21 protein-coding genes are annotated in these 22,505 nt (G+C 73.0%); 13 read left to right on the plus strand and 8 right to left on the minus strand.

The annotated features are described in order from the left end of the window. Positions 1-212: 212 nt before the first annotated feature. The gene (locus BIV01_RS16275) at positions 213-1,382 is read right to left on the minus strand and encodes an alpha/beta hydrolase (protein ID WP_071303511.1); all 1,170 of its coding nucleotides are present in this window, start codon (positions 1,380-1,382) and stop codon (positions 213-215) included. Between the two features lie 129 nt (positions 1,383-1,511). Here BIV01_RS16275 and BIV01_RS16280 point away from each other — a divergent pair, with 129 nt between their 5' ends. Both BIV01_RS16280 and BIV01_RS16285 read left to right on the plus strand, forming a co-directional pair. Beyond that, complete coding sequence (locus tag BIV01_RS16280; protein WP_071294488.1) at positions 1,512-2,366, plus strand: PPK2 family polyphosphate kinase; 855 nt, start codon at positions 1,512-1,514, stop codon at positions 2,364-2,366. Positions 2,367-2,635: 269 nt separating this feature from the next. Further along, positions 2,636-4,720 (plus strand): DEAD/DEAH box helicase, encoded by a 2,085-nt coding sequence (locus BIV01_RS16285; RefSeq protein ID WP_071303512.1) that lies wholly within the window; start codon positions 2,636-2,638, stop codon positions 4,718-4,720. A 127-nt stretch (positions 4,721-4,847) separates the two neighbouring features. On the opposite strand, the gene BIV01_RS16290 is transcribed toward BIV01_RS16285, so the two are convergent. Both BIV01_RS16290 and BIV01_RS16295 read right to left on the minus strand, forming a co-directional pair. Next, positions 4,848-5,357: a mycothiol transferase gene (locus BIV01_RS16290; protein ID WP_071303513.1), complete on the minus strand. Its 510-nt coding sequence runs from the start codon at positions 5,355-5,357 to the stop codon at positions 4,848-4,850. 36 nt (positions 5,358-5,393) lie between these two features. Further along, on the minus strand, positions 5,394-5,960 hold the full coding sequence (locus tag BIV01_RS16295) for a MarR family winged helix-turn-helix transcriptional regulator (protein ID WP_071303514.1): 567 nt from the start codon (positions 5,958-5,960) through the stop codon (positions 5,394-5,396). 236 nt (positions 5,961-6,196) lie between these two features. Between BIV01_RS16295 and BIV01_RS16300 the strand changes: the two genes are divergently transcribed. The 4 genes from BIV01_RS16300 to BIV01_RS16315 all read left to right on the plus strand — a co-directional run bounded on the left by BIV01_RS16300 (position 6,197) and on the right by BIV01_RS16315 (position 12,352). After that, the gene (locus BIV01_RS16300) at positions 6,197-6,796 is read left to right on the plus strand and encodes a hypothetical protein (protein ID WP_070416983.1); all 600 of its coding nucleotides are present in this window, start codon (positions 6,197-6,199) and stop codon (positions 6,794-6,796) included. Between the two features lie 117 nt (positions 6,797-6,913). Continuing rightward, entirely contained in the window at positions 6,914-8,146 is a 1,233-nt protein-coding gene (locus BIV01_RS16305; protein ID WP_071303515.1) for a S24/S26 family peptidase, read from the plus strand. Positions 8,147-8,207: 61 nt separating this feature from the next. After that, positions 8,208-9,371: a metallophosphoesterase family protein gene (locus tag BIV01_RS16310; RefSeq protein WP_071303516.1), complete on the plus strand. Its 1,164-nt coding sequence runs from the start codon at positions 8,208-8,210 to the stop codon at positions 9,369-9,371. Further along, positions 9,371-12,352, plus strand: coding sequence for an AAA family ATPase (locus BIV01_RS16315; RefSeq protein ID WP_071303517.1), 2,982 nt, complete (start codon positions 9,371-9,373; stop codon positions 12,350-12,352). The genes BIV01_RS16310 and BIV01_RS16315 overlap by 1 nt, the downstream gene beginning before the upstream one ends. 165 nt (positions 12,353-12,517) lie before the next feature. On the opposite strand, the gene BIV01_RS19985 is transcribed toward BIV01_RS16315, so the two are convergent. Together BIV01_RS19985 and BIV01_RS16320 are read right to left on the minus strand one after the other, a co-directional pair. Beyond that, positions 12,518-12,694: a hypothetical protein gene (locus BIV01_RS19985; RefSeq protein WP_156794771.1), complete on the minus strand. Its 177-nt coding sequence runs from the start codon at positions 12,692-12,694 to the stop codon at positions 12,518-12,520. After that, positions 12,691-13,494: a class E sortase gene (locus tag BIV01_RS16320; protein ID WP_229087447.1), complete on the minus strand. Its 804-nt coding sequence runs from the start codon at positions 13,492-13,494 to the stop codon at positions 12,691-12,693. Before BIV01_RS16320 ends, BIV01_RS19985 begins: the two co-directional genes overlap by 4 nt. A 96-nt stretch (positions 13,495-13,590) precedes the next feature. On the opposite strand from BIV01_RS16320, the gene BIV01_RS16325 reads away from it, so the two are divergent. Then, the gene (locus BIV01_RS16325) at positions 13,591-14,028 is read left to right on the plus strand and encodes a GNAT family acetyltransferase (protein ID WP_071303606.1); all 438 of its coding nucleotides are present in this window, start codon (positions 13,591-13,593) and stop codon (positions 14,026-14,028) included. A gap of 110 nt (positions 14,029-14,138) precedes the next feature. On the opposite strand, the gene BIV01_RS16330 is transcribed toward BIV01_RS16325, so the two are convergent. Continuing rightward, positions 14,139-15,083 (minus strand): EamA family transporter, encoded by a 945-nt coding sequence (locus BIV01_RS16330; protein WP_083414094.1) that lies wholly within the window; start codon positions 15,081-15,083, stop codon positions 14,139-14,141. Positions 15,084-15,119: 36 nt separating this feature from the next. Here BIV01_RS16330 and BIV01_RS16335 point away from each other — a divergent pair, with 36 nt between their 5' ends. The 6 genes from BIV01_RS16335 to BIV01_RS16360 all read left to right on the plus strand — a co-directional run bounded on the left by BIV01_RS16335 (position 15,120) and on the right by BIV01_RS16360 (position 21,586). Next, positions 15,120-16,262 (plus strand): CPBP family intramembrane glutamic endopeptidase, encoded by a 1,143-nt coding sequence (locus tag BIV01_RS16335; protein WP_139199465.1) that lies wholly within the window; start codon positions 15,120-15,122, stop codon positions 16,260-16,262. A gap of 9 nt (positions 16,263-16,271) precedes the next feature. Next, positions 16,272-18,119, plus strand: coding sequence for a DNA helicase RecQ (recQ, locus tag BIV01_RS16340; RefSeq protein ID WP_071295049.1), 1,848 nt, complete (start codon positions 16,272-16,274; stop codon positions 18,117-18,119). A gap of 79 nt (positions 18,120-18,198) precedes the next feature. Then, complete coding sequence (locus BIV01_RS16345; protein WP_070416975.1) at positions 18,199-18,939, plus strand: lysophospholipid acyltransferase family protein; 741 nt, start codon at positions 18,199-18,201, stop codon at positions 18,937-18,939. A 134-nt stretch (positions 18,940-19,073) separates the two neighbouring features. Next, positions 19,074-19,433, plus strand: coding sequence for a hypothetical protein (locus BIV01_RS16350; protein ID WP_071295050.1), 360 nt, complete (start codon positions 19,074-19,076; stop codon positions 19,431-19,433). Positions 19,434-19,822: 389 nt separating this feature from the next. Next, positions 19,823-20,677, plus strand: coding sequence for a M23 family metallopeptidase (locus BIV01_RS16355; RefSeq protein WP_217642566.1), 855 nt, complete (start codon positions 19,823-19,825; stop codon positions 20,675-20,677). A gap of 60 nt (positions 20,678-20,737) precedes the next feature. After that, the gene (locus BIV01_RS16360) at positions 20,738-21,586 is read left to right on the plus strand and encodes an NAD(P)-dependent oxidoreductase (RefSeq protein WP_254791858.1); all 849 of its coding nucleotides are present in this window, start codon (positions 20,738-20,740) and stop codon (positions 21,584-21,586) included. On the opposite strand, the gene BIV01_RS16365 is transcribed toward BIV01_RS16360, so the two are convergent. Next, a complete protein-coding gene (locus BIV01_RS16365; RefSeq protein ID WP_071303522.1) occupies positions 21,583-21,843 on the minus strand; it encodes a hypothetical protein in 261 nt (86 codons plus the stop codon). The genes BIV01_RS16360 and BIV01_RS16365 overlap by 4 nt on opposite strands. A gap of 9 nt (positions 21,844-21,852) precedes the next feature. Next, on the minus strand, positions 21,853-22,383 hold the full coding sequence (locus tag BIV01_RS16370; RefSeq protein ID WP_070419236.1) for a MarR family winged helix-turn-helix transcriptional regulator: 531 nt from the start codon (positions 22,381-22,383) through the stop codon (positions 21,853-21,855). Positions 22,384-22,505: the final 122 nt, after the last annotated feature.

Genomic DNA, 22,505 nt, shown 5'->3' on the forward strand with positions numbered 1-22,505 from the left:
GAAGTCTGCGGTGCGCGGGCGCCGAGCGGCAGTCCCGACTCCGGGTGCCACCCGGCCGGGGCACGTGCGTCCGGTGTCGGTGCCGGTGCCGGTTCCGGTGCCCGAGTCTCGGCCCCGCGGACACTTTCGCGTCCGCACCGCCCGAGGAACGTCCGCCGAACCGAGACTCGGGGCCGCGGCGGCCACCAGCCACGCGCGGCCCCGGCCGCGGCTCAGTCCAGGTGCTCCCGCAGGAAGCTCGCCACGCGCTTGCTCATCGCCTCGTCGAGCTGCGCGATGGAGTGCGCCGACCCCTCGACCGCGACGAACGTCACCGGCACGTCATGCCGTCGGAGCGTCGCCGCGAACTCCTGCGACTCCCACAGCGGGATGAACTCGTCGGTGGAGTGGCCGATGAAGAACGGCGCCGTGTCCGAGGTCACGTGGTACTCCGGCGACGCCCGGGTCGCGGCCGGACAGTCCGAGTAGGTCCGGCAGCCGAGGTACAGCAACTGCTTCCGCTGGAACGCGGCGGAGACGCCGTCGGCCTCGGTCGAGCGGGTCGTCAGGTTCGTGGGGCCGCTCAGGTCGACGACGGCCCGGATCCGGTCCCCCTCGGCGTAGGCGGTCGAGTCGTGGTCCGTCACGGCGAGCATCGCCGCGAGGTTCCCACCGGCGCTGCCCCCGAACACCCCGACCCGCTTGCTGTCGACGTCGTAGGTCGACAGCGTCGTCGGACGGAACACCCAGTCGAGTGCCCGTCGGACGTCGTCCAGCCCGGCCGGGAACGGGTCCGTCGGGGCGAGCCGGTAGTCGACGTTGAAGGTGACGAAGCCCTCGGAGGCCAGGTACTTGCACACCGATCGGTACGCGGCGGTGGCCTTGTCGCCGTGGGACCAGCTCCCGCCGTGGATCATCAGGACGGCGGGACGCGTGCCGCTGGCCGCCTCGGCGACGGCGGCGTCGCCGGCACCAGCACCAGCACCGGTCCCGTCGTCGGCTGCCCCGGCCCCCGCAGCGGCGACGCCGGCCGCGGCAGTCCCGGAAGTCCCGGCACCACTCGCACTCCCGTCCCCGGCCGCGTCGACACCGGCCGCGTCGGCCCCGACATCGTCCGGCGTCGCGGAAGCCGTCCCGCCCGGCGTCGGCGTCGGGGTCCTCGTGGTGTCCGGTGCACTGTCCGCCGGCAGGCACACGTCGAGCCGCTGCAGCGCGTCCGACCCGTACGGCACGTCGGCGACGACGTCGATGCCGTGGTACCGGAGCGACAGCGGGTAGATGACGGGTCCGGCGGTCACCGTGCGGTTCTCGTCACCGACCGGGTCCGTGCTGCACGACGCGACCGCGCCGAGCGCCACGACCGCGGCGACGAGCGCGAGCAGCGTGCGACGGCCTGACCTCATCGGATCAACGGTAACCCGGTCCCCGCACGCCGTCGTCCACCCACGGGAGGAACCGACCCGCCCCGAGGACCACCGCCGGACGAACCCGCCCGGCGGTGCCAGGATGGTGACGACCCCGCAGGAGGACCCGTGAGCCGTCGCAAGGCCTGGAACGCCGACCCCGAACCGCTGCTCCGCGTCGAGGAGGGGTTCCGCCTCGACCGGGTCGACCCCGACGGCACCCCGGGCTTCCCGGGGCGGAAGATCGACGGGCTCGAGGCGCTCGCCGCCGGGGCCTCCCGACTGTCCGCGCTGCAGGAGCGACTCTGGGCAGCCTCGACCGCCGGTGACCAGCGCCGCGTGCTCCTCGTGCTGCAGGCGATGGACACCGCGGGCAAGGGCGGGATCGTCTCGCACGTCGTCGGCGCGGTGGACCCGAACGGCGTGCACTACGCCGGGTTCAAGGCGCCGAACGCCGAGGAACGCGAGCACGACTTCCTCTGGCGCATCGAGCGACAGCTCCCGGGTGCCGGCCAGCTCGGCGTCTTCGACCGCTCCCACTACGAGGACGTCCTCATCCAGAAGGTCCGCGCGTTCGCCCCGCCGGAGGAGATCGAGCGCCGCTACGGAGCCATCGTCGACTTCGAGGACGAGCTCGCCGCGTCGGGCACGAGCCTCGTCAAGGTGATGCTCCACATCTCGAAGGACGAGCAGCGCGAACGACTCGGTGAGCGCCTCGACCGACCCGACAAGCACTGGAAGTTCAACCCCGGCGACATCGACGAGCGCCTGCTCTGGGACGACTACCAGGACGCGTACCAGACGGTGTTCGACCGCACCTCGACCGCGACGAACCCCTGGTACGTCATCCCGGCGAACCGCAAGTGGTACGCCCGGCTCGCCGTGCAGCAGCTCCTGCTCCGCACGCTCGAGGACATGCAGCTCACCTGGCCCGCAGCGGACTTCGACGTGGCCGAGCAGCGGCAGCGGCTCGCCGAGTCCTGACCCGCGAACGGTCCAGGAGGCACGGATCGCCCCCGCCTCGCAGCCCCGGCCGGGCGGTGGGCTGGCCAGCGACGGTCCGATCGCGTAGACTCGCTCGGTCGGCCTTCGACGCCGTGACATTGCGATCACGGAGTTTTCGTTTGGGTGTGTGTTGCTCGAGGGCTGGATTCACGTCGATCCGCGACGGGAAGAACCCCCTCTCCGCACGCAAGCCCCCGCCGATGTCGCTGCCGGGCGCTGCGGTACGTCTGCACCCCGAGAAAGTAGCCATGGCCCCGTATAACAAGGGCGGCGCGGACAACCGCGCTTCCGACCGTGTCCGTCACCCGAACGGCACCCCCGCCGCTCGCAGCAGCAAGCACCGCGGTTTCCGCGCCGCCGACCCGTCCGCTCCGCGGCAGAAGCAGCGTTGGGATGCCGAGGAGCGTCGCGGCCGCGCGGCGCAGGGCGAGCGCCCGAGCCGTCCGAACTGGGAGCCGCGCGACGGTGGCCAGGGCCGCCCGCAGCGTGATGACCGTGGTGGCCGTCGCTTCGACCGCGACGACCGCGCCCCGCGCCGGTTCGACCGCGACGACCGTGCGCCCCGTCGTGACAACGACGACCGTCCGCGTCGTTCGTTCGACCGTGACGACCGCGCCCCGCGTCGCTTCGACCGTGACGATCGTGCCCCGCGTCGCTTCGACCGCGACGACCGCGCTCCCCGTCGTGACGACGATCGTGCCCCGCGTCGCTTCGACCGCGACGACCGCGCTCCCCGTCGTGACGACGACCGCGCTCCGCGCCGGTTCGACCGCGACGACCGCGCCCCCCGTCGCTTCGACCGCGACGATCGTGCTCCCCGTCGCTTCGACCGTGACGACCGTGCGCCCCGTCGTGACGACGACCGCGCTCCCCGCCGGTTCGACCGTGACGACCGTGCGCCGCGCCGTGACAACGACGATCGTCCGCGCCGGAACTTCGACCGTGACGACCGTGCCCCGCGCCGGTTCGACCGCGACGACCGCGCTCCCCGCCGTGACGCCGACGACCGTCCGCGCCGGAACTTCGACCGCGACGACCGCGCCCCGCGCCGGTTCGACCGCGACGACACCGAGCGCAAGCCCTTCGTCCCCGCCGACGACGTCAAGCTCGAGAAGCTCCAGGCCGAGGCAACCCTCGCGGCCGACGTCGAGGGCGTGACCTTCGCCGACCTCGGCATCGGCGGCAACATCTCCCGCGCCCTGGCCGAACTCGGCGCCACGAGCCCGTTCCCGATCCAGGCAGCGACGATCCCCGACGTGATCGCGGGCAAGGACGTGCTCGGCCGTGGCCGCACGGGCTCCGGCAAGACCATCGCCTTCGGCGCCCCGCTCGTCGAGAAGCTCATGGAGAACGGCGGCGGCACGAAGCGCAAGATGGGCCGCGCCCCGCGTGCGCTCATCCTCGCGCCGACCCGTGAGCTCGCCCTGCAGATCGACCGCACCGTGCAGCCGATCGCCCGCTCGGTGGGCCTCTTCACGACGCAGATCTACGGTGGTGTCCCGTACGGCCGCCAGGTCGGTGCGCTCGAGCGCGGCGTCGACATCATCGTCGGCACCCCGGGGCGCGTGCAGGACCTCATGAACAAGGGGACGCTCGACCTCAGTGAGGTCGTCATCTCCGTGCTCGACGAGGCCGACCACATGTGCGACCTCGGGTTCCTCGAGCCGGTGCAGGAGATCCTCTCCGCCACGGCCGAGGTCACCCCCGAGGGCAACCGCGCCCAGAAGCTCCTGTTCAGCGCGACGCTCGACGCCCAGGTCGCGTCGCTCGTCGAGCAGTTCCTGCACGAGCCGTCCGTCCACGAGGTCGCCGGTGAGGACCAGGCCTCGTCGACGATCGACCACCGCGTGCTCGTGGTCGAGCAGCGCCAGAAGGACCAGCTCCTCGAGGAGCTCGTCGCCGGCGCCGGCAAGACCATCGTGTTCGCCCGCACCCGTGCCTACGCCGAGCGGCTCGCCGACCAGTTCGAGGACGCCGGCATCCGCGCGACCTCGCTCCACGGCGATCTGAACCAGTCGCGCCGGCAGCGGAACCTGCAGCTCCTCACGAGCGGCCGCGTGAACGTGCTCGTCGCGACCGACGTCGCCGCCCGTGGCATCCACGTGGACGACGTGTCGCTCGTCGTGCAGGCCGATGCGCCCGACGACTACAAGGCGTACATGCACCGCTCGGGCCGCACGGGTCGTGCCGGCAAGGAGGGCACCGTCGTCACGATCGTCCCGCGCAGCCGTCGCCGCAAGATCGAGGGCATCCTCGAGCACGCGGAGATCGAGGCGGACCTCGTCGACGCCGCCCCCGGTGACGGGATCGTCGCGGAGCTCGCCGCGCGGTAGTCGCGAGCCGACGCAGGACGGGAGGCGCGGTGCCAGCTGGCACCGCGCCTCCCGTCCGTCACATGGTGAGCAGAAATGGTCGGGTCGCCGCCGATGACCCGACCCTTTCTGCTCACGATGCGCCGCGTCAGCGGGTGAAGAAGAGCAACCCGCGCACGTACCCGGCCTGCCCGGCATGCTGCGTGCAGTCGTCGAGGATGCTGACGAGCCGCGCGCCCCGCGTGACGGGCGGGTCCCACGCGTCGTCGACCACCGGGTCGAAGTCCGCCGGCTCGAGCGTGCCGACGTAGGCGACCGTGCGGTCGTGCACCGCGCGGAGGTAGTCGACCAGCAGGTCCGCCGAGGCGCGGACGCGTCCGACGTCGTCCCGCGACATGCCGTAGCCGAGCGCCTCGGCAGGGAACGGCAGTCCGAACCGCTCCACCCAGCCGTCCGCCGTCCACACCTGCTCGGTGCCCGCGAGGTCCGCGATCTGGGCGTCCTGCCCGCGCGCGATGTGCCACGCGAGCCAGGCGAGGGTGTTCGCACCGGCGGCCGGACGTGCGGCCAGCTGGTCCTCCGACAGCCCGCTGACGGCGCGCTCGACCGTGGCGGGGACGCGGGAGAACGCTTCGATGAGGAGTTCTGAGGGGGTCATGCCGGCAACGCTACGCGCGGTGTCCGACACCGTTCGTCACGGCTGCAGGCCGGCGATCGTCCCCGCGACGGAGACTGATCGCGAGTGGCGTTCGAGCGCAGCGCCGAGCCGGTCGAAGGCGTCGGCGAGGCCGGCGCGGTCGCCGGGGGCGATGACCTCGCGGAACGCCGACGAGTAGACGGCGCCGATCTCCCGCGCCACCTCGGACCCGGACGGGGTGAGGTGGAGGAGGATGCTGCGGCGGTCGTCGGGGTTCGGACGACGCTCGATGTGGCCGCGCTTCTCGAGCCGGTCGATCAGGCTCGTCATGGCACCCGTGGAGAGCTCGAGGTACTCGCCGGCCTGCTTCGGGGTGATGCCCTCGCCGTCGGCGGACGCGAGGAAGAACACGAACCGGGCGTCCGTGGCGTTCAGCCCGCGGGTGGAGCTCTCGTGGTGCAGGACGCGCGCGTGCTGCATCTGCAGCACGCGGAACGCCGTCAGCAGCTTCGCGACGTCGCCGTCCGGGTCGACCTCGGGGATGCTGACGGTCGGCGACACGGGGGCAGGGGGGAGCTGCGCGGCGTCCAGGGGTCGCGCGAGCGCGGTGGTGGTGTCCGTCATCGGGCGGCTCTTCTCGGGAGGGTGATCGCCTGCGCGATCGGCGGGACGGCACGGGTATGCCGTCGTGCTGCTCATTGAACAAGTATCTCACCGATTGAAGTACCCCCAACCTTGGGGGTGTAGCTTCCCTTGTGAGCCACACGGCGCTCAAGTAGCTTGATCGTCGTAGCAACCACGGCGCCGTCGCGACCAACCACCGCGGAACCCCGGCGCCCCTTTGGATCAGGAGCTCCGTCATGTCCCGTGTCACCCCGCGCGCTGCGCGTCTCGCCGCCTGGATCGCCATCCCCGCCGCTCTCGTGGCCTCGGGTGTCGTCGTCTCGACCGCGTCCTACTCGGCCTTCTCGGCCACCACGGTCAACCCGACCAGCAACTGGACGGCCGGCAGCGTCGCCCTCACCGACGACGACAACAACACCGCGCTGTTCAACGCGACCGGCCTCAAGCCCGGCTCGACCGGTGCGAACTGCATCACGGTCACCTCGACCGGCACGCTGCCCTCGACCGTGAAGCTCTACGGCACGAACGCGGCCACGACGAACGCCCTCGCGTCGAACATCAACCTCACCGTCGAGCAGGGCACGGGCGGCGGCTTCGGCTCCTGCACCGGCTTCACCGCGGCGTCGACCAACGGCACGCTCTACAGCGGCACCGTCGCGGGCTTCGGCACGGCCTCGACCAACTTCGCCACGGGTGTCGGCAGCTGGGCCCCGACCGGCAGCGGCTCGGAGTCGCGCGTCTACCGCTTCACCTACACCGTCTCGAGCACCGCACCGAACACCGTGCAGGGCGGCACCGCGGCCCTCGGCTTCACCTGGGAGGCCCAGAACAGCTGAGCCGGCGACACGGGAGCGTGATCGACGCTCCCGTGTCCACCGCGTGACGTCCGGGACCGAGCCCGATGCGGGCCCGTCCGTCACCGTCCGACAACGCGCCCCCGGTCGAAGGCAGTCATGGTCAGCATCGAAGTGCACGGCGGTCCCACGCCGCACGACGCGCTCCGTGACGCCGTCGACTGGGGGCGCGTCGTCGTGGCAACGCTCGCCCGCGGCGTCGTCGCGACCCTGCTCGGGCTCGCGCTCTGGGCGGCTGCTCCCGCCGTCATCGGCTGGCAGCCGACGACGGTGATGACCGGATCGATGGAGCCGCGGCTCACCCCCGGCGACGTCGTGGTCTCCCGCCCGGTGTCGGCCGGGGACGTCCGGATGGGCAAGGTCCTGCTCGTCGACGACCCGGACCAGCCCGGGCACCTCCGCATGCACCGTTACGTCGAGGACGGTCCGCGCGGCACGATCGTCACGAAGGGCGATGCGAACCCCCGGCAGGACTCCACGCCCGTCGAACCCTCGGCCGTCCACGGAATCGCGTTCCTGCGGGTCCCGTTCGTCGGTGCGCCGATCGTGTGGCTCCGCGCGGGGGAGTGGGGCAAGGTCGGGATGCTGGCACTCGGTCTGGTCGCGGTGCTCGCGCTCTGCACGATCGACGGATCGCTGCGGCGGCTGGTCGGTCCGGCGGGGCGCTCGTCGGACGAGGATGCGTCGCGCGGCGGGGGTGGCGGGCCGGACGGTGGCGCTGGCGGCGTGCGTGTCCGTGACGGTGTCTGTGTCGGCGTGGGCGTCGGCGTGGGTGACAGCGCCGGCGCCGGTGACGGCCAGGAGGCGCGGGTCGACCCCGCCCCGCGCGTCGCCACGGCCCCGACCACCGCCCCCACCGCCGTCGTGAGCCGCCGTACCCTCCGTCGCGCGGACCGCCGAGCGCGTCGGCTCCGCCGGCTCGGCGGCGCGGCCGCCGTCCTCGTGCTCGCGGGCGGTGCCGGGTTCCTCCTGCCGGCGGAGGCCGTCGCCGGGCCGTGGTCGCGGACCACCGTCACGTCCACCTCGTTCGACGCCCTCACCGTCCCGCAGGCCACCGCGCTCGCCTGCACCCCGAACGGCGACGGCTCCGTGAACATCGGCTTCACCTACGGTGGGCCGGCCGCGACCTCGTTCTCCGTGATGAACGGGACGACCGCGCTCGCCACCCAGTCGACCTCGCCCGTGCGCGTCGTCGGCTCCGGTCTCCTCAACCTCGGCCAGGTGTACACCGTCACCGTCCGCGTGAACTACCTCGGGAACTGGACGTCGACGAGCACCGCGACCGCCCGGATCCAGACGGCCCTCATCGGTACCAACCTCAGTTGCGCCTGAGTTCTCCACAGGTCGCCGCGGGGCACCCGGCGATGTCCCCGGCCGGCGCTACCGTGACCGCATGCGCATCCTGCACACCGGCGACTGGCACCTCGGCCGCACACTGCTGGGTGCCGACCTGCTCGAGCACCAGGCGGCCTTCCTCGACTGGCTCGTCGACCAGGCACGGGCGCGTGCGGTCGACCTCGTCGTCGTCGCCGGGGACGTCTACGACCGTGCCATCCCGCCGGTCGACGCCGTCCGGATGCTGTCCCGGGTGCTCGAACGGCTGGCCGAGACGGCCACGGTCGTCATCACCCCGGGCAACCACGACTCCGCCGCACGACTCGGCTTCGGTGCCGGCGTGATGGACCCGCGGGTGCGGATCCTCGCCGAACCCGCAGGCATCGCCACCCCGGTCCTCGTCGACGACGCCGACGGGCCCGTCGCGGTGTACGGCATCCCGTACCTGCACCCCGACCTCACCCGGTACGCCCTCGCGGCGGTGCCCGACGAGCCGCTCGCCCGCTCGCACCAGGCCGTCGTCGGTGCGGCGATGGACCGCGTCCGCGCCGATCTCGCCCAGCGGCCCGGTACGCGCAGCGTCGTCGTGGCCCACGCGTTCGTCGGCGGGACCGAACCGAGCGACAGCGAGCAGGACATCCGCGTCGGCGGTGTCGACCGGGTGGCGCGTGCCGTGTTCGACGGCATCGACTACGTCGCGCTCGGGCACCTGCACGGGCCGCAGCGCGTGGGGGACGGCGACCGCGTGCGGTACGCCGGTTCGCCGCTCGCGTTCTCGTTCGGCGAGCGGCACCAGCAGAAGTCCGTCACGGTCGTCGACCTCGACGACTCCGGGCAGGTGACGGCCGAGCTCGTGCCGGCGCCCGTGCCGCGGCGGCTCGTCGACGTCCGGGCCACGATCGACGAGATCGAGTCCGGGGCGCACCGGTCGGCGGCGGACGCCTGGGTCCGCGTCGCCGTGACGGACACCGTCCACCCGGAACGGATGTACGCCCGGGTGAAGGACCACTTCCCCCACGCCCTCGCCATCACGCACGAGCCGGCCGACCGCGCCGAGCGTGCCGCCGCCCGTGCGGTCACGGCGACGTCCGACCCGGTCGAGGTGGCAGCCGACTTCGTGTCGTTCGCCACCGGCACCGTGCCGGACGACGATGACCGCGCGATCCTGACCGAGGCGTACGAAGCGGCCGCCCTGGCCCTCCAGCGTGAGGGGGACCGCTGATGTACCTGCACCGGCTCGAACTCCGCGCGATCGGCCCCTACCCGGATCTCGTGTCGATCGACTTCGCCGCGCTCGCCGCCTCCGGGGTGTTCCTGCTCGAAGGGCCGACGGGTTCCGGCAAGTCGACGATCATCGACGCCGTGGTGTTCGCCCTCTACGGTGGACTGGCCGGTGCCGACGCGAGCGACGACCGGTTGCACAGCCAGCACGCCGACCCCGCGGTCGAGCCCTTCGTCGAGCTCGTGTTCGAGACCGGTGCCGGTGTGTACCGCGTCCGACGCACGCCGCAGTACCAGCGCCCGAAGCAGCGGGGGACCGGCACCGTGAAGCAGCAGGCCTCCGCGCAGTTGTTGCGCCTCGCCGGGCCGGCCGACGTGGCCGGTGAGCCGATGTCCTCGCGCATCCCCGAGGTCGCGGTCGAGATCGCCCGGATCATCGGCCTCGACAAGGCGCAGTTCCTGCAGACCGTCGTCCTGCCCCAGGGCGAGTTCGCCCGGTTCCTGCGGTCTCCCGGCGAAGACCGCCGCAAGCTGCTGCAGTCGTTGTTCGGCACGCAGGTCTACGACCGGACGGCCGACGAACTCGCTGTCCGCCGTCGCGCCGTCCTGGCCGAGGTCGAGGGCGCCGACGCCCGGGTCCGCGACGCCCTGAACCGGTTCGCCCAGGCTGCGGGTGTCGACGAGCCGGACGAGACCGACGTCCCCGCGACCGTCGCGGCACTCCGAGCGACCGCCGACGCTGCCGAGTCCGCTCGCGCCACCGCGTCGCACGCGGCCGCTGCTGCGGCGGCGCACGAGCAGTCGGTCACTGCTCGTGCAGCCGCACTGGACCGCCGTGCCGTCCTCGTCGCACGTCGTGCGGAACTCGACGCGGGTGCCGACGGGGTCGCCGCGGCCCGCGTGCGCCTGGCGTCGGGCGAACGCGCTGCCCGCGTCGCGGTCGTCGCCGACGGGCTCGACGCCGCACGCGCCCGCTCCGACCACGCCGCCGCGGCGGCGGACGCCCTCCGCGCACAGCACGGCGTGACGACCGACCGAGACGCCCTCGCCCACCAGCGGACCGCCGTGACCGAGTGCCTCGCCGCGGTCCGGCACCGCATCGACCTCGAGCAGGCGCTCCCCGGCAGGCGTCGGGCGATCACCGACGCCGTCGCTCGCGGAACCCTGCTCACCGAACGCCTCGCCGACCTCGACACCGCGCTCGATGCCCGCCCCGCCGAACGCGCCCGCATCGTCGAGGACGCCCGGGCCGCCGCCGCGCTGGCCGCCGGGTCCGAGGCCGCGCGGCTCGAGGTCGAGCGTGTCCGTGCACTCCGGGCCGACCTCGTCGCCCGGGCCGCGTCCGAACGGCGCGTGCAGGGTGCCGAGCAGACCGTCGTCGCCGCCCGCGCCACCGCCCACGAGCTCGTCCGGGTCGAGCAGCAGTTGCGGGAGCGCCGCATCGCCGGACTCGCCGGAGAGCTCGGCGCCGCACTCCTGCCGGGCGACCCGTGCCCGGTGTGCGGGGCGACGGAGCACCCGGTCGTCGCGACACCGCAGGACGACCACCCCACGACCGAGGCGATCGAGGCCTCGGCCGAACGTGCCCGGCGTGCCGAGCGAGCCCTCGGCGACGCCGCGACGGCCCTCGCACTCGAACGGGCCGAACTCGCCCGGCTCGTGCAGGTCCTCGGTGACGTCGACGACGACACCGTCGACGCCCTCGCGGCTGCGGCCGACGCAGCCGTCACGGCGGCGCACGACGCGGCCGTCCGCGTGCGCGACCTCGAACAACAGCGGGCCGCACACGACGAGGGAACGCGCACCCTCGAACGGCAGCGGAACGAGGTCGACGCCGAACGCGCCGTCCTCGCCGGAGCAGCCGCAGCCGATGCCGAGCGCCTCGAGCAGGACGAGTCGGCGGTGTCGGCCGCCATCGAACGCGTGGCCGAACACCTCGACGCTGCGCCGGAGACCCTGCGCCAGGGCGTCGAGTCGCTCGACGCGCTCGTCGGTCGACTCGACGCGGTGCTCCAGGCCGACAGCCGCGCGGACTCGGCAGCAGCAGACGTCCGCGAACGTGCTGCCGAGGTGGACCGGGTCCTCGCCGAGCAGGGGTTCGACGACGTCGCCTCCGCCCGCGCCGGGGTCCTCGACCGAGCGGACGCCGAAGCACTCCGGGCCGAGGTCGCCCGTGCCGACCAGGCACGGGCGGTCGTCGACGCGGGACTCGCCGAACCGGCGGTCGTCGCTGCGGCCGACGACGACCCGGCAGCACTCGACCTCGACGGAGCCCGCGCAGCACGGGACGCCACCGCAGCCGCGGCCGCGGCCGAGGCAGCCGTCCGCGCGGCCACGTCGGCGGTCGACCAGGCCGTCGCGTCCGAACGGTGCGCAGCCGAGCTGGACGCCGCGGTCCGTGCTCGCGACGACACCTCTGCGCGCAGTCGGGCCGTGGTGCGGCTCGCCGACGTCGCGGCAGGGGTCGCAGCAGCCAACCCCACCGGGATCACCCTCGGCACCTACGTGCTCATGCGCCGGTTCGAGGACGTCGTCGCCGCGGCCAACGACCGGTTGCGGGCGATGCTCGCGGGCCGGTTCACGCTCGAGACCTCCGACGAGCGGGAGTCCGGCTCACGCGCACGGCGCACGGGCCTCGCGCTCGCCGTGCACGACCAGACGACCGACACCGTGCGCGACCCCCGCAGCCTGTCCGGCGGCGAGACCTTCACGGTGTCGCTGTGCCTCGCGCTCGGTCTCGCCGACGTCGTCCAGGCCGAGGCGGGCGGGGTCTCCCTCGGCACGCTGTTCGTCGACGAGGGGTTCGGCACGCTCGACCCCGAGACGCTCGACGACGTGGTCGGGCAGTTGTCGCGCCTGACCGCGGGCGGCCGTCAGGTCGGGATCGTCAGTCACGTCGAGGAGCTCAAGCAGCGGATCCCGGAGCGCATCGCCGTGCGGCGCACGTCCGACGGCGGATCCCGGGTGACGACCACGGTCTGACGCGCCCGCGCCCGCGCCCGCGCCCGCGCCCGCGCCCGCCGCGCCCGCGCACGCACCCGCGCCCGCCACCGTGCGAGGTCCCGCGCTCGGTGCGGGGCCCCCGACGTCCCACCGTCAGCGAAACCTCGCACGGTGCGGATCCAGGACGCTGCGCAACCCCGCGCGTCAGGGCGACGGCGAGACGTCCACCGTGCCGTCCGGCGGCGGCAGGATGTCCGCAGCGACCCACGGGAACACGAACGTGAACAGGACCCACACGATCGCCGCGAGGAGCACGAGCAACTCGATCACCTTGAGCGCCGCGGGGCCGGGCAGGATGCGCCAGACGAACGGGAAGATCACTTCGACGTCTCCGAGAGTTCCTTCGGGGTGCCCTCCGACGCGGGCATCCAGTAGTCGAGCTTGGCGTGCGTGACGTACCGCTCCTTCGCCGACCACATCGGGTGGCACGCGGTCAGGGTGAGCCAGCGGTCGTCGGCGGTCGGCTCGACCCCGGGCTTGTTCGGCACCGGGGCGATGGTCTCGACGTGGTCGGGCGTGACGATCTGCGAGTCGGTGACCTTGTACACGTACCAGACGTCGAACTTCGTCTTCGCGTCGGTCACCCGCACCACGACGTCGTCGCCGGTCTTGAGCTCGGCGATCTGGTTGAGCGGCTTGCCGTAGGTCACCCGGTGCCCGGCGACGGCGAAGTTGCCCTCGGCGCCCGGCATCGCGGTGTCCTGGTAGTGGCCGAGGCCGATCGTGTTGAGGACCTTCTCGCGGTCGGTGCCCTCGCCGATCGGGCGCTCGTAGTCCTTGCCGAACCGGGGGATCTGCATCGTGCCGAAGACATCGGTGACGTTCGGCGGCTCGGCGAGCACGGGAGCGGGCCCGCGGTGCTCGGTGCCCGTCCCCGAGACGTCCTTCTGCCCGAGGCCGTCGACGAGCTTCGTCTGCTCGTTGACCGCGACGACGTCCGTCCACCACGCCGTCCACACCACGTACAGCCCGGTGCCGGCGCCCGCGATGATGAGCAGCTCGGCGATGAGCGAGACGATGGCGCCACCCACGGTCTGGCGGCGACGCGGTGCCCGTCGTGCAGCACCGGCAGCACCGTCGCGGCGGTCTCGGCGCGACGGGAGTGTCTCGTGTGCGGTCACGGGGCTCCTGATCCGGATGGGGTGGTCGGACAGGTCTATCAGATCACGACGACGACCCCGTGACGAGGTTGTCCACAGCACCGTTACGGTGAAGTGATGCAGCACGTCCTCCGCCGGTTCGACCCGGCCGACACCGAAGCCGTCGTCGCCCTGTGGCAGGCCTGCGGTCTCGTCCGTCCGTGGAACGACCCCCGTCGCGACATCGCCCGCAAGCTGACCGTGCAGCCGGAGCTGTTCCTGGTCGCCGAGGACGCCGAGGACCCCGCCCATCCGGTCGTCGGAGCGGGCATGGCCGGGTTCGACGGGCACCGCGGCTGGGTGAACTACCTGGCGGTGCGGCCGGACCTGCAGGGCTCGGGGCTCGGGCGCGCGTTCATGGCGGAGTTCGAGCGACTGCTGACGGACCTCGGCTGCCCGAAGCTCAACCTGCAGGTCCGGGCCGGCAACGAGCAGGTCATCGGCTTCTACGAGGCACTCGGCTACACCGACGACCGCACGGTCTCGCTCGGCAAGCGGCTCATCCCCGACGCCTGACGCCCGGCGCGCGCCGACCGGCCCGGACGACTCCACGCGCTGGGCGACACCTCACGGGCTCGATGACCCGTGAACTGTCGCGCAGCGCGAAACGTCACCCCAGCGACCCCCTACGCGAGCGCCAACCCCACCGCGGCACCGAACGCCAGCACGATCCCGGCCCACTGCACGGCCGTCAGCCGCTCCCGGAGCACGATCTCGGCGAGCACGACCGTCCCGATCGGGTACAGCGCGTTGAGCACGCTCACCACGGGCAGGGTCGCCGGGTCCTCACTCGAGTGCAGCCCCGCCTGGATGAAGACGTTCGCCGCGGCGTCGAGGACGCCGCAGGCGACCACCGTCCACACCAGGCGAGCCGGCCAGCGTCCGCCACCACGGATGCCGGGAGGCGCGGCAGACCCCGGAGCGTCGGCCGACCTCGCGGGGTCTGCCGCGCCTCCAGGGCCCCGCCCCGCGACCGCGGCCCGCCGCGTCACCACGACCGCCGCCGTCCCGAGCAGCACCGCCTGCAGCACCCGCGACACGACCAACGGCACCACCCCCGAGTCCGACGGCGTCATGTCGTACGCGAGCACGATCCCGCCGAAGCCGCACCCTGCGACCGCTGCCGTCACGAGCCCCACGGCGGTCACCCGCGCACCCGACGTGTCCCGCACCGATGCCACCAGGACCACCGCGAGGACCGCCACCACCAGCGCGACGACCGCGAGGCGCGACAACGCCGTACCGCGCAGCACCGCCACCAGGACGGGCACGACGGCGGCGAAGACGGCGGTCAGCGGCGAGAGCACGCTCATCGGGCCGATCGCCAGCGCGCGGTAGAGGAGGAGGACGCCGACGCCTCCGGACACCCCCGCGACCGCTCCCCACAGGACGGACTCCGCACCGAACGCACCCCCGACCACGACGAGCCCGACCAGCAGGGGCACGATCCCGACCGCCGCGGCGACGGCGGCGACGGCCACCGCACGGACACGACGTGACGCGAGGCCGCCGAGGAAGTCGGCGAACCCGTAGACGAGCGCGCCGGACAGGCCGAGGACGACGGTGAGCACGGCTCCCATCCTGCCCGGCCCGGTAGCCTGCGTGGCGTGAGCGTTCCCTACCACCGCCTGCCCCGCGTCGACGCACGCTGGAGGTGGTGGCGCCCGCTCGTGGCGCTGGCGTTCCTCGCGGGCTGGTACTTCGTCTCGCAGGTGATCATCGCCGTCGCGTACTTCGTGCCGATCGGCGCGAACCAGGGGCCGCAGGGGGTCATCGACCTGCAGAACGACCTCGCGAGCGGGGCGCTCGACCCCACCGACCCGGTGGTGCTGTCGCTGTCGCTCGTGTCCCTCGTGGTCCTGCTGCCGGGCATCCTGCTCGCGGTGAAGATCGCGCGCGTCGGTCCCGCCGGGATCCTGTCGTCCACGCGGTTCCGGGTGCGCTGGGGCTGGACGGCCTGGTGCCTCATCCCGACGCTCGTCATCGCGGCGATCATGTTCGTCGTGCAGACCGGGCTCTTCTGGGACGGCGGGATGATCACGACGGACGGTGGCTTCGCCTGGAACCACGCCGCGATCGGCCAGTCGACGGTGTCCCTCGGCACGCTCACCACGACGCTCGTGCTCGTCATCGTGCTCGTGCCGTTCCAGGGCGCGGCGGAGGAGTACATCTTCCGCGGCTTCCTCATGCAGACCATCGGCTCGTGGATCCCGGTCCGCATCGTGGGCACGGTCCTCGCCGTCGCGGTGTCGACCGTCGTGTTCGCCCTGCTGCACATCCCGAACGGCTACAACGTCTGGGGCATCCTCGACGTCGGGTCGTTCGGCCTCATCGCCGCGATCATCGTGCTGCGGACCGGCGGTCTCGAGGCGACCGTGCTGCAGCACGCCTTCAACAACATCATGATCTTCGTGCTGCAGGCGCCGGGGTGGTCGCGGATCGACCTCTCGTCGCAGGACGCCAACGGGACCTGGCAGGGCTGGCTCGTCACCCTCGGTACCTCGCTGCTCTACTGGGGCATGGTCGAGGTGCTCGCCCGGTGGCGCCACCTCGACCGCCGGTTCGCGGGCGCGGCCGCACCGCGGTTCCGTGGTCCGACACCGGTCTGGGCGGGTGGCGGGCGCTGGTTCGGTCCAGGAGGCACGGGCTGGGCGAGCGCCCCGGCCCGCCTCGACGAGACGGCCGGCTCGGCCGACGGGGCGGACGCAGCACCTGTGGACAACGCCGTGGGTGTCGCCGGTCGGCCGTAGGCTCGTGGCATGAGCACCACGCCCGCGCCCGCCGCCGTGTCTGCTTCCCGAGCCGCCGCGCTCGACGTCCTGCACCGCGTGTGGGGCTACGACGACTTCCGGGGCGAACAGGCCTCGATCATCGACCAGATCGTCACCGGGGGCGACGCGCTCGTCCTCATGCCGACCGGCGGTGGCAAGTCGCTCTGCTACCAGGTGCCGGCGCTCGTGCGGGACGGCGTCGGCGTGGTCGTGTCGCCGCTCATCGCGCTCATGCAGGACCAGGTCGACGCCCTCGCGGCGAACGGCGTCAAGGCCGCGTTCCTCAACTCCACGCAGGGGCCGGACGAACGTGCCCGGGTCGAACGCGCCGTGGTCTCGGGCGAGGTCGACATGCTCTACCTCGCGCCCGAGCGGCTCCGGCTCGAGTCCACGCGCGCACTGCTCGACCGCGCGCAGATCGCCCTGTTCGCCATCGACGAGGCGCACTGCGTCGCCCAGTGGGGCCACGACTTCCGGCCGGACTACCTCGAGCTCAGTGTCCTGCACGAGCGCTGGCCGACCGTGCCGCGCATCGCCCTGACCGCCACCGCGACGCCGCAGACCCACCGCGAGATCTCCGCCCGGCTCGGCCTCGACGACGCCGCGCACTTCGTCGCCGACTTCGACCGGCCGAACATCCAGTACCGCATCGAACCGAAGACCGGGGCGCTGCAGCAGCTCCTCACGTTCATCCGCACCGAGCACAGCGGCGACGCGGGCATCGTGTACTGCCTCTCCCGCAACTCGGTCGAGCGCACCGCGGCCGCGCTGTCCGAGCAGGGGATCCCGGCGCTGCCGTACCACGCCGGTCTCGACGCCAAGGTGCGGGAACGGAACCAGTCCGCCTTCCTGCGCGAGGACGGCGTCGTCATGGTCGCCACCATCGCGTTCGGCATGGGGATCGACAAGCCGGACGTCCGGTTCGTGGCGCACCTCGACCTTCCGAAGTCGGTCGAGGGCTACTACCAGGAGACCGGTCGTGCCGGGCGCGACGGGCTCCCCTCGACCGCCTGGCTGGCGTACGGCCTGAACGACGTCGTGCAGCAGCGCCGGATGATCGACCAGTCCGAGGGCGACGCCGCGCACCGACGGCAGCTCAGCGCGCACCTCGACGCGATGCTCGCCCTGTGCGAGACCATCGAGTGCCGGCGCGTTCGACTGCTCGCGTACTTCGGGCAGGAGAGCACGGCGTGCGGCAACTGCGACACCTGCATCGCCCCGCCCGAGTCGTGGGACGGCACGGTCCCGGCGCAGAAGTTCCTCTCCACCGTGGTCCGGCTCGACCGTGAACGCGGGCAGCGCTACGGCGTCTCGCACCTCGTGGACATCCTCGTCGGCAAGCAGTCGCCCCGCGTGCAGGAGCTCCGGCACGAGTCCCTCGCCACGTTCGGCATCGGCAGCGACCTGGGCGAAGCGGAGTGGCGCACCGTCGCCCGACAGCTCCTCGCGCAGGGCTACGCGGCGGTGTCCGGCGACGGGTTCGGCACGGTCGTCCTGAGCCCGACGAGCGCCGACGTCCTCGGGGGCCGCGTGCAGGTCCGGATGCGGCGCGACCCGGTGAAGGCTCCCCGGGCCTCCCGCAACCGTCGGACCGTCGTGACCGACATGCCCCAGGAAGCCCTCGGGCTGTTCGAGGCCCTGCGCGCCTGGCGTGCGGCCCAGGCCCGCGAACAGGGCGTCCCGGCGTACGTGGTCTTCAACGACGCGACGCTGCGGGGCATCGCGGCGGTGAAGCCGTCGGACGAAGACCAGCTCGCCGAGATCTCCGGCGTCGGCGGGGCGAAGCTCGAGCGCTACGGCCGTGCGGTGCTCGACGTCGTCGCCGCGGCCGAGTGATCGCGACACATTCCGTGGCGGGCATGCGATCGGGGTCGTGATCACTACACTCGGAGACTCCCGTCACGAGGAGGCCCGTGTGTCCGGATCGTCGAAGTACACCACGCTGAGCCGTGCCTTCGTGGCGCCGCTCGCTCGCATGATCTGGCGGCCGCGGATCATCGGGCGGAAGAACATCCCGAAGCGTGGCCCGGTGATCCTCGCGAGCAACCACCGCTCGTTCATCGACTCCCCGACGATCGGCCTCCTCGCCCCGCGGAAGGTGTTCTTCCTCGCGAAGAAGGAGTACTTCACGGGCAAGGGCTTCCGGGGCTCGGTGACGCGGGGCTTCTTCGAGGGCATCGGCGCGATCGGTGTCGAGCGGGGTGCGGGTTCGGCCGCGCAGGAGGCCCTCGACCTCGGGCTCGAGCGGCTCCGGGCCGGCGATGCGTTCGCGATCTACCCCGAGGGCACCCGGTCCCTCGACGGCCGTCTCTACCGGGGCCGCACCGGAGTGGCCTGGCTGGCCCTGACGAGTGGTGCACCCGTGGTGCCCGTCGCCCTCACCGGCACCCAGGACGTCCAGCCGGTGGGGTCGCGCGTCCCGAAGCTCGCGAAGGTCACGGTCGAGTTCGGGACGCCGCTCGACCTCTCCGGCTTCGGAGAGGCCTCGTCCGGCCGGGCTCGTCGTCACGCGACGGACGCCGTGATGGCGGCGATCCAGGAGCTCAGCGGACAGGAACCCGCGAACGCCTACAACAACCCGCCGGCGACGATCGTCGAACGGGTGCGGCAGGTCCTCAGACGCGACGACCCGACGGCCGCGGTCGAGCCCGACTGACGAGCGCATACACGAAACATGCTATTGCACATCTGAAATACTGGTGGTTGAATGGAGTCGTGCCCAGGGGCACACTCCGACCGCGTCCCGCCCGAGAACGGGACGCCCGACCACCTGATCGGAAGGCAAGCAGCATGTCCTCCACGCCGCTCTTCGACTCCATCGCCCGCCGTGCCGAACGGCCGACCCCCGCTCCGGCGGCACCGGCAGCTCCGAGCGCGCCGACCATCTCCCGGGCCACGTTCGCCCCCGCGCCGACCTCGCCGATGACCGCCCCGGCCGAGCCGCAGGGCCCCGTGTTCGTCCCGGCGTCGCTCGTCGCCGCGATCGAGGCCATCCCGACGCGCGTGGTCGCCGCGACGACCGCCCACGCGGTGGCTCCGGAGCAGCTCGTCCTGGTCGAGGCCGTCGCCGACGCGATCACCCGCGCCGTGGTGGACGCCGTCGTGACCGAGCTCGACCGCATCGCCCGCGACGGCGTCGTCCGCGCCTGAGCCGGCCCTCGACGAAGCCGATGTCCACGACGACGGACCGCCTGCCGATGCGCCCGCGGGGCGCCGCTCGCCACGCGGCCAACGCCCCGGCCGGGGTCGAGCCGCTGCCCACCCGTCGTGCTCGCCGTGCGGCAGAGCGTGCGGCGGCGGACCCGACCACCGCGCCCGGCACCGACACTCTCACCACGACGCCGCGCGCCGCTGCTCCGAGCATCGAGGTGCCAGGCGTCGACACTCCGGGCACCGCCAGCCTCCGGCATCCCGATCTCCCCGCGGCGTCGCCCGCGCCGACACCCCCGGCGTCCGAGCCGTCGACCCCACCGGCAGCCAGACCGTCGGCCCGGCGGGCTGCGTCGGCCCCGCCGGCCGTCCCGGTCGTGTCCCCGACCGTGACGACCGGAGCCGTCACCCACTCGACCACCGGGGCGGCGGTGTCCCCTCCCGCCGCCCCGGTCTCCACCAGCGCAGGGAACCCGCAGCCCCTGCCGTCGCGACGGACGCTGCGCACCGAGACGCCCGCGATCCGCCCCACTGCCCTCGGGCATGCCGTCACCCAGGCGATCACGCTGCCGCTCCGCTCGATCGGCTCGGCCTTCGCGTCCGCACGGGCCGTCCCGCTCACCGCGACCGCCGTCGCCGCGTGCCTGTTCGTCACCGTCGCCACACCGCAGACGGCGACCGCAGCGAGCGTGACGTCGGTGCTCCCGGCGCTCGACGTGCAGGAGTACACGACCTCGGCGACGTCGACCGCCCGCGCCGAGCGGGACGGCTTCGCGATCGGCCGGGCACCCGAGCGTCGCGCGGCAGCGGCCCCGTCGTCCGAGCCGGCTCCGGGCGCCTCGGCAGCCAGGCCCGTCGCGGGGACGATCCCGGCAGCGGGCGGCTTCGGCTCGCGGTGGGTCAGCGGCTGCGGTGCCTGTTCGACGAACCACCAGGGGCTCGACTTCGCCGCGCGTGAGGGGACGGCCGTCGTGGCGGCGATGTCCGGACGCGTGGTGTCCGCCGGGGTCGTCGGCGGGTACGGCAACCAGGTCCTGCTGCAGCACGCCGACGGCTCCCAGACCCGGTACGGGCACCTCTCCCAGATCGGTGTCCGGGTGGGGCAGACCGTGACGGCAGGGCAGCGCATCGGTGCCGTGGGGAACACCGGCGTCTCGACCGGGTCGCACCTGCACTTCGAGGTCCTCCACGGTGGGGTGGCGGTCGACCCGGCGGTGTGGCTCCGGGACCGCGGACTGCTCTGATCGACGGCGCGTACCGTCGAACGGGCGACCGCACGGTGCGGCGCAGGGACGGAGACGCGCGTGCGGGTGACGGTACTGGGGACCGGGGCGATGGGTGCCGGGGTGGCTGGGTCGCTGCTCCGCGAGGGCCACACGGTGACCGTGTGGAACCGGAGCGCCGACAAGGCCGCTCCGCTGGGTGAGCAGGGTGCGACCGTGGCGGACGACCCCGGCGCAGCGGTGGCCGATGCCGAGGTCGTGCTGCTCACGCTCTTCGACACGGACGCGGTGGTGGACGTCCTCGAGGCCTCCGCGGGCGACGCCCCGACCGACGCCGTGTGGGTGCAGTGCTCCACGATCGGCGTCGCCGGCACCGAGACCGTCGTGCAGCTCGCCGCGAAGTACGGGATCACCCTCGTCGAGGCGATGATGCTCGGCACGAAGGCACCCGCCGAGCAGGGCACGCTGACGATGCTCGCCGCCGGACCCGCGGACGTGCTCGACCGCATCGACCCGGTGCTCGACGCGATCGGCGCGAAGACCGTGCGTGCGGGGGACCAGGTCGGTGCCGGGACCGCGCTCAAGCTCGCGGCGAACGCCTGGATCGCGTCGATCACGGCCGCGACCGGGCAGTCGCTCGCGGTCGCGAAGTCGCTCGGGCTGGACCCGGCGCTCTTCCTCGAGGCGATCGACGGCAGCGCCAGCGACTCGGCCTACGCGCACACCAAGGGCGGGTCGATCATCGAGGGATCGTTCCCGGCGCAGTTCGCGCTCGACGGTCTCCGGAAGGACATCGGCCTCATCACCGACGCCGCGCGCAGCACGGGGGTGTCGACGGTCCTGCTCGACGCACTGGGCCGGGTCTACGCCGACGCCAGCGCTGCGGGACACGGCGGCGACGACATCGCGGCCGTCGGCACGGCGTTCTAGCGCAGGTCGTCACGCCGGGCCGTGCGGCGCCCGTCCCGTCCGAGGAACCGTCGGAGCGCGTTCGTCAGGCGCCCCACGGTCTCGTCGTTCATCGTGTTGGCGAGGTCGAACGCCTCGCGCGCGGGATCGGCCCCGGCCTGGATCCGACGGAGTGCGGCGTCCGCGCGGGCCCGGGCGTCGAGCTCCGCCACGGGCATGTCGTCCTCGGGGTCGTGCGGCGCGGGCGTCGCGGTGCCGTCGGTGCCCGTGTCTGCCATGCCAGCAGGCTACGCGGACCGGCTGACGCGGTGCCCACGACCGGCGACGTCGACGCCGTCCACGACGCGGACCATCTCGTCGAGGAACGACACGATGACGGCCATGTCGTCGGTCGACAGGTGCTCGGTCGCCTCGACCGCGCGGGAGTCGAGCTGGTCGATCACCCGGAGCACCTGGCGCATCGAGCCACCGGACGCGGTCAGGATGACGCCGCGACGGTCGTTCGGGTCCGGGTGGCGTTCGACGTGCCCGCTCCGGACGAGCCGGTCGACGAGTGCCGACGTCGACGCCGGAGTGATGTCGAGGTGTTCGGCGAGGTCCTTCGCGTTGACCGTACGGCCGGCCTCTTCCGCGTCGAGGAGTGCGCGGAGGGCGAGCAGGGCGTTCTCGCCGATGCCCAGTGCCTCACGCGCGCGTCGCTGTGCCGCGCTCTCGGCGCTCCGGTACCTGCGGAGTGCGTTCAGCACGTCCACCGCGTCGACCCGGGAATCCTCGCCGTACCAGAACCCCGCGGCGCTCGTCGTCACCTCGGTACTCATGGTCACAATGCTAGACGCTCTAGTTAGATTGTCTAGCGAGCGCGGAGAGTGGACCGGGGACGCACGCCGGACGTCCAGGATCGGACCCGGCACACGGGCGCACCAGCGGGGTCCGCGCCGAG

It is taken from the genome of Curtobacterium sp. MCBA15_013 (assembly GCF_001865095.1).
In the GTDB taxonomy this organism is placed as follows: Bacteria; Actinomycetota; Actinomycetes; order Actinomycetales; family Microbacteriaceae; genus Curtobacterium.